General features: G+C 63.4%; 13 protein-coding genes. 6 read left to right on the forward strand and 7 right to left on the reverse strand.

Annotated features, from left to right (window positions below; all coding sequences use genetic code 11):
* Positions 1–11: 11 nt before the first annotated feature.
* Complete coding sequence (locus IVB40_RS17660; protein ID WP_247819442.1) at positions 12–2,084, reverse strand: DUF1217 domain-containing protein; 2,073 nt, start codon at positions 2,082–2,084, stop codon at positions 12–14.
* Positions 2,085–2,346: 262 nt separating this feature from the next.
* Here IVB40_RS17660 and IVB40_RS17665 point away from each other — a divergent pair, with 262 nt between their 5' ends.
* The 3 genes from IVB40_RS17665 to IVB40_RS17675 all read left to right on the forward strand — a co-directional run bounded on the left by IVB40_RS17665 (position 2,347) and on the right by IVB40_RS17675 (position 5,538).
* Complete coding sequence (locus tag IVB40_RS17665; RefSeq protein ID WP_247435562.1) at positions 2,347–3,114, forward strand: AAA family ATPase; 768 nt, start codon at positions 2,347–2,349, stop codon at positions 3,112–3,114.
* Positions 3,115–4,000: 886 nt separating this feature from the next.
* Positions 4,001–4,582, forward strand: coding sequence for an SRPBCC family protein (locus tag IVB40_RS17670; protein ID WP_247435567.1), 582 nt, complete (start codon positions 4,001–4,003; stop codon positions 4,580–4,582).
* A 2-nt stretch (positions 4,583–4,584) separates the two neighbouring features.
* Positions 4,585–5,538 (forward strand): cytochrome D1 domain-containing protein, encoded by a 954-nt coding sequence (locus IVB40_RS17675; RefSeq protein ID WP_247435570.1) that lies wholly within the window; start codon positions 4,585–4,587, stop codon positions 5,536–5,538.
* Positions 5,539–5,586: 48 nt separating this feature from the next.
* Here the strand turns inward: IVB40_RS17675 and IVB40_RS17680 are convergent, their stop codons facing one another.
* From IVB40_RS17680 to IVB40_RS17700, 5 genes are all read right to left on the reverse strand, one after another.
* Positions 5,587–6,261, reverse strand: a complete 675-nt coding sequence (locus IVB40_RS17680) for an HAD-IA family hydrolase (protein ID WP_247435575.1) — start codon at positions 6,259–6,261, stop codon at positions 5,587–5,589.
* An 18-nt stretch (positions 6,262–6,279) separates the two neighbouring features.
* Complete coding sequence (locus IVB40_RS17685) at positions 6,280–6,843, reverse strand: DinB family protein (protein WP_247435578.1); 564 nt, start codon at positions 6,841–6,843, stop codon at positions 6,280–6,282.
* A gap of 47 nt (positions 6,844–6,890) precedes the next feature.
* Positions 6,891–9,872, reverse strand: a complete 2,982-nt coding sequence (uvrA, locus tag IVB40_RS17690; RefSeq protein WP_247819443.1) for an excinuclease ABC subunit UvrA — start codon at positions 9,870–9,872, stop codon at positions 6,891–6,893.
* A 276-nt stretch (positions 9,873–10,148) separates the two neighbouring features.
* Positions 10,149–10,838, reverse strand: coding sequence for an outer membrane protein (locus IVB40_RS17695; RefSeq protein ID WP_027567055.1), 690 nt, complete (start codon positions 10,836–10,838; stop codon positions 10,149–10,151).
* Positions 10,839–11,070: 232 nt separating this feature from the next.
* Positions 11,071–11,853: an outer membrane beta-barrel protein gene (locus IVB40_RS17700; protein ID WP_247435586.1), complete on the reverse strand. Its 783-nt coding sequence runs from the start codon at positions 11,851–11,853 to the stop codon at positions 11,071–11,073.
* A gap of 459 nt (positions 11,854–12,312) precedes the next feature.
* Between IVB40_RS17700 and IVB40_RS17705 the strand changes: the two genes are divergently transcribed.
* The 3 genes from IVB40_RS17705 to IVB40_RS17715 all read left to right on the forward strand — a co-directional run bounded on the left by IVB40_RS17705 (position 12,313) and on the right by IVB40_RS17715 (position 16,431).
* Positions 12,313–12,810, forward strand: a complete 498-nt coding sequence (locus IVB40_RS17705; RefSeq protein WP_007590726.1) for a single-stranded DNA-binding protein — start codon at positions 12,313–12,315, stop codon at positions 12,808–12,810.
* A gap of 371 nt (positions 12,811–13,181) precedes the next feature.
* Entirely contained in the window at positions 13,182–15,926 is a 2,745-nt protein-coding gene (gene gyrA / locus IVB40_RS17710; RefSeq protein WP_247397728.1) for a DNA gyrase subunit A, read from the forward strand.
* Between the two features lie 187 nt (positions 15,927–16,113).
* Positions 16,114–16,431, forward strand: a complete 318-nt coding sequence (locus IVB40_RS17715) for a BA14K family protein (RefSeq protein ID WP_346283300.1) — start codon at positions 16,114–16,116, stop codon at positions 16,429–16,431.
* A gap of 260 nt (positions 16,432–16,691) precedes the next feature.
* Here the strand turns inward: IVB40_RS17715 and IVB40_RS17720 are convergent, their stop codons facing one another.
* Positions 16,692–18,545: a KUP/HAK/KT family potassium transporter gene (locus IVB40_RS17720; protein ID WP_247398181.1), complete on the reverse strand. Its 1,854-nt coding sequence runs from the start codon at positions 18,543–18,545 to the stop codon at positions 16,692–16,694.
* Positions 18,546–18,609 lie beyond the last annotated feature (64 nt).

Genomic DNA, 18,609 nt, shown 5'->3' on the forward strand with positions numbered 1-18,609 from the left:
GCGGGCGATCATCAGTGGGCGCGCAGCTTGGCGATGGCCAAATATGTGGAGTCACTGATCCCCGAACTGGATCCCTGAAACAGGTTGAGCAGGGGAGATTGACCCTGGCCGGTGCTCTGGCTGTTTCTGATGTCGTACATGGCCGAGAAACGGTTCAACAGCTTCGCAACCTTCGCGGGATCGGAGAGATCCTTGATCTTCATGAACCTGTCCACGAACTTGGCCTGCTGATCGATCGGCATCGCCGCCATCGAGTCAGGCAAATCGAAGGTGGTCCTGAACACCTCCGAAAGAGCCTTGTCGGCAAGGATGTCGTACGCGGACGTGATGTCCCCCGCCTTTCGCTGGAAATACAGCGCCAGGCGGACGCCGGGATTGGCATCCCCTTGCTGCTGCTCCAGGCTTTGCTCGACATAGTTCGCTTGTGTTTCCCGAAACTGATCCCGTTTCTGCGGACCCATCATCGGAAGACGCGCGACGTTGCCTTGACTGTCGAAATTGAATGACGCCACGATTTCGGCAAAGCGGGGATCGCTCTCGGTGTTCGCGAAGCTCTTTGGATCGTTCAGATCGGAGCTGAAGACCTTCCCGAGAAATTCGGTGCTGACCTTCTTGGGATCCAGGCCCTTGGCCAGGAGAATGAAATCAACCATCGGCCTGTTTGCGAGGAGATCGGAAACACTGTCGATGCCGGCGATGGCTTGCTGATATTCCGACGCATCCTTTGTGGCCTGTGCCCGAACCGCGGCCTGCTGCTGGGGAGTTGCCGTGCTTGCGCTCTTCGCCGCTCCAATGACGTAGTCCTTGGCGATCTGGAGGACTTCAGCCGAGTCCTGAGCCACCAGGGGGGTCGTCAGATTGCCTTTTGCGTCGAAGTTGAAGGCGCGTGCCAGCTCCAGATACCGATTGTCCTTGAGGGTATAGACGTAGCTCTTGGGGTCGTTGAGGTCGCTTTCGAGCACGGCCTTGACAGTCGCCGGCGGGACGTTTCCGGGGTCGAGGCCGACAGCTCCCAGCGCAAAATCATACACGCCTGGTGTCGATACGAACGTCTGGACTGAATTGATCTTGAGGATGGCAGTTCTGAATTGCCTGATTGCGAAAGCTTCGTTCAACGGGCTTGCCGCCGAATAGACGGCGGACTTGCTGTCGTCGAACTTCTGTTTCGTGATCGTGACATTTGCAGCAGTCTGCGCCGACACACCTGACGGAAGCGAGCCGTCGGGCGAAAACTCGAACGCGCCGGCCAGGTCGACGAACCCGCCAATCGTCCCTATCTGGTCGCTGAGGCTGGAAATGCTGCTCGCATATGACTCCAGGTGATATTTTTCGACCAGGATCTGGACGTTCAACTGGGTCACGTTCGCGCCCGGTTGCGATAATTGGGCGGTGTAGTCTGCGATCCTTGAAGTGGCCGCGGTGACATCCGATCGGGCCTGAGCAAGATCGGCGTTGAGGCCACTCAGCTGAGAAGCGAAAGTGGTGTTGACGTAGCTGTTTGGATCGGACGGATCGCTGCGCAAGACCTGACTTATCGTGTCACGCGACCACTTGCTTTGATCGATGCCGTACGCCGAATAGACATAATTGCGAAGTCGGTCGTTGTTCAGGAACTGGTCTGCACTGCTGATGTTGCCGATTTCGGCGCTGTAGTAATTCGAGTCGCCGGTAAGTGCATCGACCTGGCTCTTCCTGGTCGCCGTGTACAGACCGATCATCTCATCGGTCTGGTTCTCCGATTGCGCAACCGGCGTGGCGCTGCCATTGAAGGAAAATGCCGCGGCGAACTCGCGGTAACGCTTGTCGACCAGCTTGTTGACGAAGCTGTTTGCGTCGGAGAGGTCGCTCTCCAGCACCTTTTTCATGAAGGCCTTGGCGTAGGCCATGTCTTCCAGGCCATACGCCTTCGTTGCATAGTGATAAAGGCGATAGTCTTTCATGAAGTCGTCGACGGACTTCACCTTGCCGATGTGGGCTTTGTAGTAGGCGGCCTCTCGCGCCACGTCCTGTTGCTGTTCGACCCGCGTCAAGGACTGCTTGAGATTGCGCGTGATGTAGCTGTAACTGAAATACGTTGATACCATCGCGCACTCCTCGCGGCTCTTACGGTCCCGGACGTCCGTCAATCATTGCGGGGTCGCGAGGTGGGGGCGGGTCTCATGCCTGCCGACTGCCTCAGAGCTGCGTTCTCTAAGGCGATTTCGGACCGCAATTCCAGATTCCAGTTTGCCCTCGCCACGCGTGTCGGGTTTGTTGCTGTATGTTTCTCAAATGCAGCTTTCGCGAGGGTTGCGTTCCGGATATGTTCTGGCGTCCCGACGGGACGGAATGGATCGGAAACCGGACATGAGCCGAAGAAGCAGCCGAACGATCAACCTGCCGGCGCCTTACCTGAAGCGGGTCTGGCTCGACCCGTCGCAAGTTCGCGATCGCGAGGCTTATCCGTTTTGCCTGCCCATCTTTCCGGATGATTTCGATCTCAACTTCGACGCCGCCATCACGATCATCGTCGGAGAGAATGGCACCGGGAAGTCGACGATCCTCGAAGGGATCGCAGCGCTCGCCGGCTACGACGACGCCGGTGGCGGCAAGGGTTACATGCCGGTCGATCACTCCGAAGCGCGGGAGAAGATGGGTGGCCAACTCTCCAGGGCGCTGCGCGCAAGCTGGCTGCCGAAAATCACGAATGGCTGGTTTTTTCGCGCCGAGAGCTTTTTCTCGGTGGCGCGATATCTCGACAAGGCCGCACGTGATGCCGGGCAGGTCGGCCCCGATTTCCTGTCGCATTCCCACGGCGAAGGATTCCTGCGCTTCTTCGAGGAGCGCTGCCAGCGCCAGGGCATTTTCATCTTCGACGAGCCTGAATCGGCGTTGTCGCCGGCGCGCCAGATCGAATTTCTGAAGCTGCTCCGACGCATGGAGGATTCCCGCATCTGCCAGGTCATCATGGCGACCCATTCGCCGATGCTGATGGCCTATCCCAACGCACAACTGCTTCGGCTCGGGAAATACGGCCTGGAGCCGACGACAGTGGAGCAGACCGATCATTACCGGGTGATGCGGGAGTTCTGTGACGACCCGCGCGGGTTCGTAGAGACGACGCTGGCGGAGTGATCGAGCGGCGTGACCGGCACTCACTGTCTCGGTCGTCATTGCGAGGAGCCCTTGTGACGAAGCAATCCAGAGTCTCTCCGCGGAGGTACTCTGGTCGCTTCGCTGTGCTCGCAATGACGGAGCGAGCAGCATTCGTTGTTCTCCACCAACTCGCTTCTGAATCGTAGACACACCTTCGCCTCCTCGCGGCACATCGCGCCCGAGCTTTGCCGTATTCTTTGCCCTCAAAAATGCCGAGGGCGCAGGGAAGGCCGGGTGCCGGCTGGCACCCACGGTCCACTGTGCGAAGGTTGCGCTACAAGAGGCTGCACAGCGGCATACAGGTGAAGCCCAACACACGGCCTTCCCTGCGCAGTGGTTTTACGGCTTATGTCGTGATCTCCCCGGGGAGCGATGCACTATTGCCCCCGTCGCCTTGCGGATGACTGATGGTGCGGACCCGGTCGGGCCGCCACATCACCGCAACACTTGGCGCACAGACCCCGGGCGCCAGGACCACACGATTTTGCCGTACGCAGGCTGCACCGGTCGTGTGCGCGCCGCCTTCGCTCACGGTTTCCCGCCCTGCAAAGCCCTTCGCGCCGACGCCGCCTGCGTCCACCACGTCCCATCCCGCGTTCGTGACGATCGCGATCCGCCCCTCGGCCCGGGTTGGGGTGGCTTTTTATACGGTAATCCGAAATACGGATAAAGAGAATTATTTTTGCTCCGTGTGATTGACCTTCCATTGGGGTTTTGCCCGCCGTCCGGCGCAAGGAGTTGTGGACCTGCGAGCACCTGCCGTAACGGCGCCATGAACCGGTCTCCCCTCGGCCCCAAAATGCGCTAGGATGATCGCGGCGCGCCTCAAGTCGCGCACGACCAACGAGACGCATGAGGAAACGAGATGAGGGTGACGATTGGACGGCGCACGGTGCTGGCCGCGATGCTGACGACCGCGAGCGCGGCGGCCTTGACGGCGGCGTTTGGCCCGGCTTCGACATCGGCCTGGGCCCACGGCCCGACCCGGCAGAAGGTGCGCGAATCCATCGAGATCAACGCTGCCCCGGCCAAGGTGTGGGCCGCGATTGGCAATTTCCAGGACATGAGCTGGCTGCCGCCGGTCACCAAGACCGAGGGCGAGAAAGGCAACGAGATCGGCGCGACCCGGAAGCTGACGCTGACGGGAGGCGCGACCGTCGACGAGGAACTCTACAAATTCGACGCGGCCGCCATGACCTATTCCTACCGGATCACCAATGTGGACGTGAAGGTGCTGCCGGTGACCAATTACTCCTCGACGTTGACGGTGACGCCGAGCGCTGACGGCAAGGCCTCGACCCTGGAATGGGCTGGCGCGTTCTACCGCGGCTTTCCCAACAACGATCCTCCGCCGGAGCTGAGCGACGAGGCCGCGGTCAAGGCGGTGAAGGGGCTGTACCAGGCGGGCCTCGAGGCACTCAAGAAGAAGATCGAGAGCGGAAGCTGACGGTGCGGGCGCTGGTCCTGGCGGCGCTCGCCGCCAGCCTTTGCCTTGCCGGCATCGCGCATGCGTCCGCCGAAGAGGCGTTCGTCACCAACCAGCTCAGCGACAATCTGATGGTCGTGGATCTCGCCACGGCACGCAGCGTCGCGACCATCCCGATCGGCGGCAAGCCGGCCGGCGTCGCCGTCAGCGCGGACGGGCGCTTTGCCTATGTGACGAGCCCGGATGCCAAGGCCGTGACGGTGGTGGACGCGTCAACGCGGCAGGTTGCGGCGCGGATCGAGGTCGGCGGCGGGCCGCTCGGCGTTGCCGTCGCGCCTGATGGCAAGACCGTCTATGTCGCGGACTGGTATGCGGCGGCCGTGCGGGTGATCGACGCGGCGAGCCGCAGCGTCACGGCCAGCATCGCGGTCGGCGCCTCGCCGTCGGGGCTCGCGGTGACGCCGGATGGCAAGCTGCTGCTCTCGGCCGACCGCGACGACGACAGCGTCTCGGTGGTCGACACCGCGACGCGCCAGCGCAGGGCGACCATCAAGGTCGGCACCCGCCCGTTCGGCGTCACTATCGATGCCGAGGGCAAGCGGGCCTACACCGCCAATGTCGGCTCTGACGACGTCTCCGTGATCGACATCGCCGAAGCGCGCGAGATCGGCCGCGTGCCGGTCGGGATGCGGCCCTATGCGGTGGCGCTGGCGCAGGGCCGCGGCTTCGTCACCGACCAGTATGGCGGCACTGTCAGTGTGTTCGATCTGGCGACCTTGAAGCCGATCAAGCGGATCAACGTTGGCGATTATCCCGAAGGCATTGCCGCGACCGCCGACGGCAAGCGCATCATCGTCGCCTGCTGGGAAAGCAACACGCTCGATATCATCGATGCGGTCGAGCTGAAGGTGATCGGCGAGGTCAAGACCGGCGACGGCCCGCGCGCGTTTGGGGCGTTCTTGCGCAGGACGGAGTAGGGGCGTGTAGCCCGCATGAGCGGAGCGACATGCGGGACAGGGCTCTCCTCATCCACCGGCGTTCCCCGATGTCGCTTCGCTCATCCGGGCTACTGCACCGGGGCACAGCGTCCAGACAATCTGATCCATCTGCTCAAACATGTGATCCGGCGCCAGCGCCCGCAGCGCCGCCGGCGCCGCATAACCCCAGCCCACCGCGCCGCAGGCAATCCCCACAGCGCGAGCCGCCTCGATGTCGCGCACCTCGTCGCCGATCGCGATGACCTTGCCCGGCTCCACGCCGGCGCGCCGCATGACGCGGCGAAATTTCGACGGCTTGCCGAACAGCGAGGCCGCGCAATCGAAATGGGCGAACAGCGCCGCGCAATCGCCGAGCTTCTCGCGCGCATTGGCTTCGCTGTCCGACGTCACCAGCGCTAGCTGCACACCGTTACCGGCCAGCGTTTTCAACATCGCCTCGACGCCCGCAAACAACGCAATCTCCGCCGCCGCCTCTCCCTTCAGCCGCCGCGCATGCCGCGCGATCGCCGGCAGCTTCCACAAGGGCACCTCGAGCCGGCTGAGGATCTCGCGCGACGAAGCATGCCGCAACCCCTCGACATCCTCATCGGCGACGCGGCGGAAGCCGAAGCGATCGGCGACGTCGTTGATGGTGCGCAGGAACCACGGAAAGCTGTCGGCCAGCGTGCCGTCGAGATCGAAGATGGCGAGGGAGTAGGCCATGGAGACGAAGCTACACCGCTAGGCTTTCCACACCGTTTCCTCGGTCCATCCGAGTTGGTCGAACTCGGTGGCTCTGAGCGGCGCCTCTCCCTCGGCGAAGAACTCGTCCAGCTGGGGCGGGGGAACGTGCGTTTCAGACAGCATCGCGTGCGCCTGTCCGCGATGATGAATTTGATGCTGGAACAGATGCATGAGCAGCCGGTCACGAGGTTCGGTCTGCACGCGGGTGTCGCGGTTTATCCGCACGAGACCGTCGAGAATCTCGGGCGTCAGTCCATCGCAGACGGCAATCAAACGCTTGTCGATCGCAGCCTGCGCAGCCTTCAGCGCGGCAAGGGAGGGATGTGGCACTTCGTTCTTCCAGGCCGCCGATCCCAGCCACCCGCCCTCCAGCGCATCGACATAGAAGAGGTCGATGACATGGATGTGGTTGAGCGTGCGCTGCAGGCTCGGAAAGAAGCCGGTTCGTGCGGCTTCGAAGTCGGCCTGAGACAGCGTCGCGCAAGCGGTGAGCAGCCGGTGATTTGCCCAGGCATTATTGTGGGCGAACGCACGATAGGTTTGCACAAGTCCTGCAGGCAAGCTCAGTCTCCCTCAGACAATGTGTCGGCATGCTCTCGCTGCGTAACCTACTCCGCCGCCTCGCTCGCCGCGCGCCTCCGCTTCGGTTTGCGCGCCTTCGCCAGCACGGGGGCCAGAAACTTACCCGTATAGCTCCGCGGTGCCTTCGCGATGTCCTCCGGGGGGCCCCAAGCGACGATCTCGCCGCCGCCGTCGCCGCCTTCGGGGCCGAGGTCGATGACCCAGTCGGCGGTCTTGATGACTTCGAGATTGTGCTCGATGACGACGACCGTGTTGCCCTGTGCGACCAGCTCGTGCAGCACCTCCAGGAGTTTCTTGACGTCGTGGAAATGCAGGCCGGTGGTCGGCTCGTCCAGGATGTAGAGCGTGCGGCCGGTGGCGCGCTTTGACAGCTCCTTTGCCAACTTGACGCGCTGGGCTTCGCCGCCCGACAGCGTCGTGGCCTGCTGGCCGACATGGATGTAGTCGAGTCCGACGCGATGCAGCGTCTGGAACGTCTCACGCACGCGCGGGACCGCCTTGAAGAACTCGGCGGCTTCCTCGACCGTCATGTCGAGCACGTCGGCGATGCTCTTGCCCTTGAACAGGACCTCGAGCGTCTCGCGGTTGTAGCGCTTGCCCTTGCAGACGTCGCAGGTGACGTAGACGTCGGGCAGAAAGTGCATTTCGATCTTGATGACGCCGTCGCCCTGGCAGGCCTCGCAGCGGCCGCCCTTGACGTTGAAGGAGAAGCGGCCGGGCTCGTAGCCGCGCGCCTTCGATTCCGGCAGGCCTGCGAACCATTCCCGGATCGGCGTGAAGGCGCCGGTATAGGTCGCGGGGTTGGAACGTGGCGTGCGACCGATCGGCGACTGGTCGATGTCGATGATCTTGTCGATGTGCTCGAGGCCCTCGATGCGGTCGTGCGGCGCGGCGCCTTCGCTGGCATTGTTCAGCTTGCGTGCGATCGCCTTGTACAGCGTGTCGATCAGCAACGTCGACTTGCCGCCGCCGGAGACGCCGGTGACGCAGGTGAACAGGCCGAGCGGAATTTCGGCCGTGACGTTCTTGAGATTGTTGCCGCGCGCGTTGACCACCTTGATGGTGCGGCGATGGTTCGGCGGACGCCGTTCCGGCACCTCGACCTCGAGCTCGCCCGTGAGATATTTGCCGGTCAGCGAGTTGGGGTTGCGCATGATTTCGGCGGGCGTGCCTTCGGCGATGATGTTGCCGCCATGCATGCCGGCGCCGGGGCCGATGTCGAGCACGTGGTCGGCGAGCAGGATCGCGTCCTCGTCGTGCTCGACCACGATTACGGTGTTGCCGAGGTCACGAAGTCGCTTCAGCGTGTCGAGCAGGCGCGCGTTGTCGCGCTGATGCAGGCCGATCGAGGGCTCGTCGAGCACGTAGAGCACGCCTGTTAGCCCCGAGCCGATCTGCGAGGCCAGACGGATGCGCTGGCTCTCGCCGCCGGACAGCGTGCCGGAGGAGCGGGACAGCGTGAGGTAGTTGAGGCCGACGTCGAGCAGGAAGGTGAGGCGCTCGCGGATCTCCTTGAGGATGCGGCCGGCGATCTCGTTCTGCTGGGTGTTCAGCGCCTCCGGAACGGTCTCGAACCACGCGCCGGCGCCCTTTACCGACATCTCGGAGATGTCGCCGATATGCTTGCCGCCGATCTTGACGCAGAGCGCCTCGGGCTTGAGCCGAAAGCCGTGGCACGCCTCGCAGGGCACGTCGTGGAAATACTTCGCCAGCTCCTCGCGCGCCCACTCGCTCTCGGTCTCGCGATAGCGGCGGTTGATGTTGGTGATGACGCCTTCGAACGGCTTCTTGGTGTCGTAGGAACGGACGCCGTCCTCGTAGGAGAACTTGATCTCGTCCTCGCCGGAGCCATGGAGGATCGCGTTCTGCGTCTTCTTGGGCAGATCCTTCCACTTGGTGGTCAGCGTGAACTTGTAGTGCTTGCCGAGCGCAGTCAGCGTCTGAATGTAATAGGGCGACGAGGACTTGGCCCAGGGCGCGATCGCGCCCTTGCCGATGGCAAGTTCCTTGTCGGGGATGACGAGGTCTTCGTCGACATGCTGCTCGACGCCGAGTCCGCCGCAGGCGGGGCAGGCGCCATAGGGATTGTTGAACGAGAACAGCCGGGGCTCGATCTCGGGGATCGTGAAGCCGGAGACCGGGCAGGCGAACTTTTCCGAGAACAGCATGCGCTCGGGTCCGCTCTTGTCGTGGATCTTTGCGGTCTTCTTTTTCTCTTCCGCGGGTGCTGCTGCAGCCGGCGCATCGGCGAATTCGATGACGGCGAGGCCCTCGGCGAGCTTCAGTGCGGTCTCGAAGCTTTCGGCGAGGCGCTGGCCGATGTCGGCGCGCACCACGATGCGGTCGACGACGACGTCGATGTCGTGCGGGAATTTCTTGTCGAGCACAGGGGCTTCCGCGAGCTCGTGGAAGGCGCCGTCGATCTTGACGCGCTGAAAGCCCTTCTTAAGCCATTCGGCGAGCTCTTTGCGGTACTCGCCCTTGCGGCCACGCACGACCGGCGCGAGCAGATAGAGGCGCGAGCCCTCGGGCAGCGCCAGCACGCGGTCGACCATCTGCGAGACGGTCTGGCTCTCGATCGGCAGGCCGGTGGCGGGCGAATAGGGCACGCCGACGCGCGCCCACAGCAGGCGCATGTAGTCGTAGATTTCGGTCACCGTGCCGACGGTGGAGCGCGGGTTCTTCGACGTCGTCTTCTGCTCGATCGAGATCGCCGGCGACAGGCCGTCGATCTGGTCGACGTCAGGCTTCTGCATCATTTCCAGGAACTGGCGGGCATAGGCCGACAGCGATTCGACGTAACGGCGCTGGCCCTCGGCATAGATGGTGTCGAACGCGAGCGAGGATTTGCCGGAGCCTGACAGCCCCGTGAACACCACCAGCTTGTCGCGGGGAATCTCGACGTCGACGTTCTTGAGGTTGTGCTCGCGCGCGCCACGGATCGTTATTGCGCGCAGGTTTGATCCCGCGTTCTGTTGTTGGCGCTTCGCCTTGATCACTTCATCCATCCTGGTGGTCCTCAGGGAATCCAAAAGCGCGCGATCGCGCCAACTGAATAGGCGCGCTTCGCCCGGAACCGGGATCGGCGCCGATGGGTATGTGAGCGAACGTAGGAAGAACGGGGACGGATTTCCAGTGGCGTCTGCGAATCGTCAACCGATTGTTGGCACGCTGGCGGCATCTGGCAGGAGCAGGGCGGTGGAACTGCGCAGTAACGTGCCCGGCAAACAAAAAGGCCGGCGCGAGGCCGGCCTTTCGTAACACGATGGCGTCGATAGCGAAGATCAGTACTTCGCGACGATCGGGCCCCCGAAGTGATAGTTCACGCCGACCTGCACGGTGTGAAACTCGAGCGTGCCGGTGGGCAGGGCGCCCGAGAAGTAGGTCTCGCCGCCGAGGCTGCGAAAGAGGTACTCGCCCTTGACCGACCACTGCGGAGCGAAGAACGCTTCGACGCCCGCACCGACGGTCCAGCCGGAGTGCCACTTGCTGTCGGAAACGGTCACGCCGAGCGCGCTGATGCTGAGCTTGTTGTCGATCCAGGCGTAACCACCGGTGCCGTAGAACAGGACGTTGTTGACGGCGTAGCCGATGCGGCCGCGCACGGTGCCCATCGCATCGGTCTTCGAGCTGAGGGTGGTGCTGACGAGGCCGAAGCCGGGGACGGCAACGGGGCCGGTGACCGACGCGCTGACGTCAGCCCAGGCACCATCGGCCTCGATGCCGAACACGACATTGCCGGTCTGCCAGTTGTAGCCGGCGGTACCGCCGACGAAGCCGCCCTTCATCTTCGGGTCGGTCGAGGAATTTTCCCAGGCGCCGCCACCGACAACACCGAGGTAGAAACCGGTCCAGTTGTAGACCGAAGCCATGGCCACCGGAGCCTTGGTGTAGGGGCGCGCCGCGAGATCAGCGGCCGAAGCCGGGGCAGCGAGAGCGAACAAACAGGCCGAAGCCAACAAAACCTTTTTCATTTTCAACTAATCCCAGTCCCAGTTTCTGATTGTGCCTTCCACGATAAGGAAGGGCATCGGACTCCCTTGCCCAACTGAGGCCGTACTTACACCATTGAAGCCGCAAGTTGTGTCACTGGAAAGCCACAGCGGCCTGAAAATGGTGCAATTACTGACCTTTGGTTCCCCCATGGGAACAGCAACGAAAAAGGCCGGCGCGAGGCCGGCCTTGCTTTGATGGATGTCAGTTCGATCAGTACCTCGCGATCACCGGACCGCCCCAGCGATAGTTCAGGCGGACGAGGCCCATGTCGACGTCCTGCCGAATCCGGTCGCTGCCGAAGACCCCACCCGGGGGCGTTGTGAAGCCGATCGTGCGATCGCCAAGGAAGATGTGGTCGTACTCAAAGCCCAACGACCAGTTCGGGGCGAAGCCGAACTCCAGACCGGCCCCGACCGTACCACCCCAGCGAGTCTCCCGCGCCGAAGCCAGCAGCGCGCCCGCGCCGGGCGTACCTGTAGCAGCGTAGATGTCGTACTTGTCGCCGACGACGGCGGCGCCACCCTTCACGTAGAACAGCACGTTGTTCCAGGCGTAACCGACCTGACCGGTGATGAGGCCGAAAGCGTCGATGCGGGAACGGTTGCGATCACCCGTCACCAAAGCGGTACCCGGGAAGAGGGTGCTCACATTGTCGCCCCGGAAGTCGGCCCAGTTGCCTTGGCCTTCGAGACCGAACACCCAATTGGCGGACTGCCAGCGATAGCCGATCTGGCCACCGACGGTGCCCCCCGTCGCATTGTGACAGCCTTCGCCGACCAAAACGCCGGTCGCGGGCGTGACGAAGTCCCAGCACGTGTGGCTTGAGCCGCCGCCGCCGTTGATGCCGATGTAGAAGCCGCTCCAATCGTAGATGGTGGCAATCGCCGGCGCGGGGGCCTTGGTGTAGGGACGCGCGGCCATATCCGCCGCGCTCGCGGGAGCCGACAGGCCCATCGCCACTGCACCGATTGCACCAATCAGAAGCTTATTCATTGCCAGTCTCCCCAGGTTCGTCCGCTTCTTTCTTCCCCGAAGCGGCTGATCAGGCGCGAGGGCCCATATGAACTAAGTCCGAGGAAACCGTAGCTCTACGGGGCGGCAAAGTCCGTCTCCGAAATGCAACAAGAACGGGGCGCTGCGAGTACCCATAACTTACTGAATGTTAAGTACTTTCCATCGTTTTTGGGAACCTACAAAGGTTCCAACCGCTGCGCGCATTCCCGCACTACATTGGCCGATCGACGCCACACATCGATGCGATGGTTTCGCCAAGAACAAATCTGGAACGAACAGGAGGTCGATGCTATATGTGGGGATAACCGGAGGGGTGACGGACTGATCGTCGTCCGCAAGCGTTCGGCGAGCGTATAGGGTCGCCTCAACAGGCACGGCGGAACGCGCGGAGCGGACCGGCCTTCTTGAATTCAGTGGCATTCGGAGCGGAGAGCGGAGATGGCGGGAAGCGTCAACAAGGTCATTCTGGTTGGAAATCTCGGCAAGGATCCTGAAATCCGCCGCACCCAGGACGGGCGGCCGATCGCCAACCTGAGCGTCGCCACCTCGGAGACGTGGCGCGACAAGGCCACCGGCGAGCGCAAGGAAAAGACCGAGTGGCACCGCGTCGTGATCTTCAATGAAGGGCTCTGCAAGGTCGCCGAACAGTATCTGAAGAAGGGCGCCAAGATTTACGTCGAGGGTGCGCTCCAGACCCGCAAATGGACCGACCAGAGCGGCGTCGAGAAGTACTCGACCGAAGTCGTGCTGCAGGGCTTCAACTCGACCCTGACGATGCTGGACGGTCGTAGCGGCGGTGGGGGAGGCGGCAGCTTCGGCGACGAGCCGGGCGGCGATTTCGGCTCCTCCGGTCCGGTCAGCAGCGCACCGCGCCGTCCCGTTGCCGCTGGCGGCGGTGGCCGCAACAGCGACATGGACGACGATATCCCGTTCTGAGCGATCCCGCTCTGAGAACGCGGAGTCTCAATGCGACGCGCCGGCCGGATGGGCGGCGCTTCTCATCTCGTGTCAGAAAATCCCACTAATCGGCAGGACGGGCTCGGGATTTCCGGGCCCGCTTCATGTTTCGGGTGAGCTCGGATTGCGGCTTGGCAAGCGCGCTGACGGGGCAAGCTCGCCGCGCGATTTTCGACGCGTGATCGGCGATTTTGCAAGGTCGATACGGGGGCTGTCCAAGACACCGATCGCAAGGGCTTAAGTTGTTGGAAAAATGGGCGGAAAAAGCGCTTCCCAGATCGCCGCGAGGGTGGTTATCAGAGGCTCGATGCGCTATATGATTCCCAGATAAAACCTCACCGGATTTCCCCTTGGCTGACGACGACGACAAGCCCGGCGACCAGCCGGCGCAACCCTCGGATATTCGCCCCGTCTCCATCTTCGAGGAGATGAAGAAGTCCTATCTCGACTACGCCATGAGCGTGATCGTGGCGCGGGCGCTGCCTGACGCCCGCGACGGTCTGAAGCCGGTGCATCGCCGCATCCTGTACTCGATGAACGAGCAGGGGCACACGCCGGACAAGAAGTACGTCAAGTCCGCCCGCGTGGTCGGTGACGTCATCGGTAAATATCATCCGCATGGCGACCAGTCGATCTACGACGCCATGGTCCGGATGGCGCAGGACTTCTCCATGCGCGTGCCGCTGATCGACGGCCAAGGCAATTTCGGATCGGTCGACGGCGATCCCCCGGCTGCCTATCGTTATACCGAAGCCCGATTGACGAAGGTGGCGCTGGCTCTGCTGGCCGACATCGACAAGGACACGGTCGACTTCCAGCCGAACTACGACAACAACGAGACCGAACCGTCGGTCTTGCCGGCCAAGTTCCCCAACCTGCTCGTCAACGGCGCCGGCGGCATCGCGGTCGGCATGGCGACCAACATCCCGCCGCACAATCTGGGCGAGGTCATCGACGCCTGCGTCGCGCTGATCGACAACCCTGCGCTCACCATCGACGAGCTCATCAACATCGTGCCGGGACCGGATTTCCCGACCGGCGGCGTCATCCTCGGACGGCAAGGCATCCGCGCCGCCTATCACCTCGGCCGCGGCTCGGTCATGATGCGCGGCAAGGTCGCGATCGAGACCATCCGCAAGGAGCGCGAGGCGATCATCATCACCGAAATTCCCTACCAGGTGAACAAGGCGACGATGGTCGAGCGCATCGCCGAGCTGGTCAAGGAAAAGAAGATCGAGGGCATCGGCGACCTGCGCGATGAATCCGATCGCGACGGCTACCGCGTCGTCATCGAATTGAAGCGCGACGCCGTGCCGGATGTGGTGCTGAATCAGCTCTACAGGTTCACGCCGCTGCAGACGAGCTTCGGCGTCAACATGGTGGCGCTCGACAGCGGCCGTCCGCGGATCATGCATCTGAAGGACCTGCTGGCGATCTTCGTCGACTTCCGCGAGCGGGTCGTCACGCGGCGCACCAAGTTCCTGCTGGCCAAGGCCCGTGATCGCGCCCATATCCTGGTCGGTCTCGCCATCGCGGTCGCCAATATCGACGAGATGATCCGCGTCATCCGGACCTCGCCCGACCCGACGACCGCGCGCGACACCCTGATGTCGCGCGACTGGCCCGCCCGGGACGTCGAGGACATGCTGACGCTGATCGACGATCCGCGCCACCGCATCAGCGAGAACGGCACGATCCGGCTGTCGATGGAGCAGGCGAGGGCCATTCTCGATTTGCGCCTGCAACGCCTCACCGCACTCGGCCGCGACGAAATCCGCGAGGAGCTCGACAAGCTCGCCGGCGAGATCGCCGACTATCTCGACATCCTGCGCTCGCGCGACCGCGTGCTTGAAATCATCAAGTCCGAACTCGCCGAAGTGAAGGCCGAGTTCGCCACCCCGCGCCGCACCGTCATCATCGAGCAGGAAGGCGAGGTCGAGGACGAGGACCTGATCCAGCGCGAGGACATGGTCGTCACCGTCTCTCACGCCGGCTACGTCAAGCGCGTGCCGCTGTCGGCCTATCGGGCCCAGCGCCGCGGCGGCAAGGGCCGGGCCGGCATGCAGACCCGCGACGAGGATTTTGTCAGCCGGCTATTCGTGGCGTCCACGCATACTCCGATGCTGTTCTTCTCCTCGCGAGGCCAGGTCTACAAGATCAAGGTCTGGCGCCTGCCGATGGCCGCGCCGAATGCGCGCGGCAAGGCGCTGATCAACATCCTGCCGCTAGAGCAGGGCGAGCGCATCACCACCATCATGCCGCTGCCGGAGGACGAGTCCACCTGGGGCAATCTCGACGTGATGTTCGCCACGACAGGCGGCAACGTCCGGCGCAACAAGCTGTCCGACTTCGTCGATGTCCGCCGCTCCGGCATCATCGCGATGAAGCTCGACGACAACGAAGCTATCGTCGACGTGCAGATATGCACCGAGCACGACGACGTGCTTTTGACCGGCGCCGGCGGCCAGTGCATCCGCTTCCCCGTCACCGACGTGCGCGTGTTCACCGGGCGCACCTCGATGGGCGTGCGCGGCATTGCGCTTGCCGAGGGCGACAAGGTGATCTCGCTGGCGATCCTGCGCCACGTCGAGACGACGTCCGACGAGCGCTCGGCGTATTTGAAGATGCGTCGTGCGGTCGCCGGCGAAGCTGCGGCCGAGGAGCCGGCGGCGGACGCCGAGGCCGAAGAGACCTCCGGCAGCTACCAGCTCGCCCAGGAGCGCTACATCGAGATGTCGGCGGCCGAGCAGGTCGTGCTGACCGTCTCCGTCAACGGCTATGGCAAGCGGACCTCGTCCTACGAGTACCGCACCACGGGCCGCGGCGGCAAAGGCATCGTGGCCATGAGCGTCAACAACCGCAACGGCAATCTGGTGGCCTCCTTCCCGGTGGAAGACGCTGATCAAATCATGCTGGTCACCGACAAGGGCCAGCTGATCCGTTGCCCGGTCGAAGGCATCCGCGTCGCCGGCCGCTCGACCCAGGGCGTGATCGTGTTCGACACCGCCGAGGACGAGCACGTCGTCTCGGTCGAGCACATCACGGAAGAGGCCGAGAGCGGGAACGGAGCGAACGGAGACGCAAACGGGGAGTGATGCGCCCTGCCGCGCGCCTGCGTCCATGCGTTTGACCTTGTGACGCGATTGATTAAACCTGTTTCATGCAGGAACTGCATCAGGACGCGCTTGTTGGCTCCGCGTTGATGAAATGACGGAGTTTACCATGCGACAATCCCGAACTCTGCTTGCTGCCGCTCTCGCTGGTGCGACCGCTCTGGCCACTATGCAATCTGCCTCGGCTGCGCCGCTTCAAGTAGATCAAACGCTCGGTGTGAATGGAGCGAATGTCGAGACCGTCCAGTATCGCCCCGGTTGGCGTCATGGCCATCGCGGATATCACCATGGCTACGGACATCGGGGCTACGGAACCGGTGCAGCTGTGATCGGCGGACTGGCGGCCGGAGCGATTATCGGCGGCGCGATCGCAAACAGCCAGGCACGCCAGGATGCTGTGAGCTCTTGTGCCCAACGCTACAAGTCCTACGATCCGGCCTCGGGAACGTATCTGGCCTACGACGGGCAGCGTTACGCCTGTCCATAACGGACAAGCGAGGGAGCCGCGCTATCAACGTGGCTCCCGAGCTACTCGCTCCAGCTCTGTGCCGGCTGACAGTGCATCGATATTGAAGTGGTCATATCCCACTCGCGAGCTTCCGGCGGATGGGAACGCATTGTCGGAACGTTGATACCTCAGTTTAATTCACTGTCATCGTGGGCCAGCATCAGCTCGCCGCCGCGAGCGTAATTTGCGGTCCAGCTGCGGCTCGACGTCGATGCTTGCTTTAGCCGGGCCGGGGCCTGCTAAATCTCCAGCTCCGTGCCGAACTCTACCACCTGCTTGGTCGGCACGCCGAAGAACGCGGCTGAGCGCTCGGCGTTGCGTTGCAGAAAGGCGAACACGGTTTCGCGCCAGACCCACATGCCCGGCACGTCCTCGCGCGGGATGATGGTCTCGCGGCCGACGTAATAGGTGATGTCGGAGAGGTCGATGCCGGGCAACTTACCGTGGCGGCAGGCGAGGGTCAGTCCTTCGTAGATCGTCGGGTTCTGCATGAAGCCGTAGTGCAGGATGACGCGGGTAATACCGGGAATGATCTCGATCACCTCGGTGCGGTCTTCGTCGGCAATGTGAGGAAGCTCCTCGATCAGCACGGTGACCAGGACGATGCGCTCGTGCAGCACGTGGTTGTGCTTGACGAACTGGGTCAGCGCCAGCGGCACGCCGCGCGGCGCCGACGCCAGGAACACGGCGGTGCCGGGGAGTCTGGCGCTGCACTTGTTGACCGCGGTCTGGATCAGATCCTCCTCGGGCTGGCGCAGCTTCGCGCGTGCCGCTTCGACGAGCTTCACGCCGCTGCGCCAGGTCAGCATCAGGAAGGCGACGAAGGCCGCGAGCATCAACGGAAACCAGCCGCCCTCGAACAGCTTGATCGAATTGGCCGAGAAGAAGATCACGTCGATTACGAAGAAGAAGCCGTTCACGGCCACCACGAGCCATGGCGAATAGCCCCACTGGATCGCGACGAGGGCCGCGAGCAGCGTGGTGATAGCCATCAACAGCGACACTGCGATGCCGTAGGCGCCGGCCAGCGCCTCCGAGCTGCCGAAGCTCAGGACGGCACCGAGCGTTGCGGCGGCGAGCAGCCAGTTCACCAACGGCACGTAGATCTGGCCGATCGCTGCGCTCGTGGTGTGACGGATCTGCATGCGCGGCAGGAAGCCGAGCTGGATCGACTGCTGCGTCAGCGAGAACACGCCCGAGATGATGGCCTGCGAGGCGATCACGGTCGCGACCGCCGAGAACGCGACCAGCGGATAGTGCAGTGCGTCGGGGCAGAGCTGGAAGAACGGATTTTCGATCATGGTGGGATCGGTGATCAGCAGCGCGGCCTGGCCGAAATAGTTCAGCACCAGCGCGGGCAGGCAGATCGCGAACCAGGCCAGGCGGATCGGCAGGCGGCCGAAATGCCCCATGTCGGCATACATGGCTTCGCCGCCGGTCACCGCGAGGAATGCCGCCCCCAGGATCGCGAAGGAGACATGAAAATCCTGGTGGATCAGGAAGTCGAACGCATAGAGCGGGCTCAGCGCCGCCAGCACCGCCGGCGCCTTGACGATGCCGTGGATGCCGAGCGCTGCCAGCACGAAGAACCAGGCCAGCATCACCGGTCCGAAGATACGGCCGATGAAGCCGGTGCCCTGCTTCTGCATCATGAACAGTCCGATCAGGATGACGACGGTCACGGGCACCACCGCCGGCGCGAGCGAGGGGGCGTCGACCTTCAGACCTTCGATGGCTGACAGCACCGAGATCGCCGGCGTGATCGCGCCGTCGCCGTACAGTAGCGCGGCGCCGACGAGGCCGACGACCAGCAGATGCGCGCGCCAGGTGCCGGGTTGGGCGTTGCGCGCGTGCAGCAGCGCCAGCAGGGCGACGATGCCGCCTTCGCCGCGGTTGTCCGCGCGCAGGATCAGCAGCGCATATTTCAGCGAGATGATCAGCAACAGCGCCCAGAGGATCAGCGAGGCAACGCCCAGAACGGCATCGTTCGTCAATGTGCCGCCGTGGGCAGCGGCCTTGGCGGCTTCCTTCAGGGCATAGAGGGGGCTAGTGCCGATATCGCCATAGACCACCCCGAGGGCGCCCATGGTCATGGCAAGCGGCAGTGGATCAGGTTGATGGCCGGAGGCGACTGCGGGCGTGCTGGACAATGGCGAC

It is taken from the genome of Bradyrhizobium sp. 40 (genome assembly GCF_023100925.1).
In the GTDB taxonomy this organism is placed as follows: domain Bacteria; phylum Pseudomonadota; class Alphaproteobacteria; order Rhizobiales; family Xanthobacteraceae; genus Bradyrhizobium.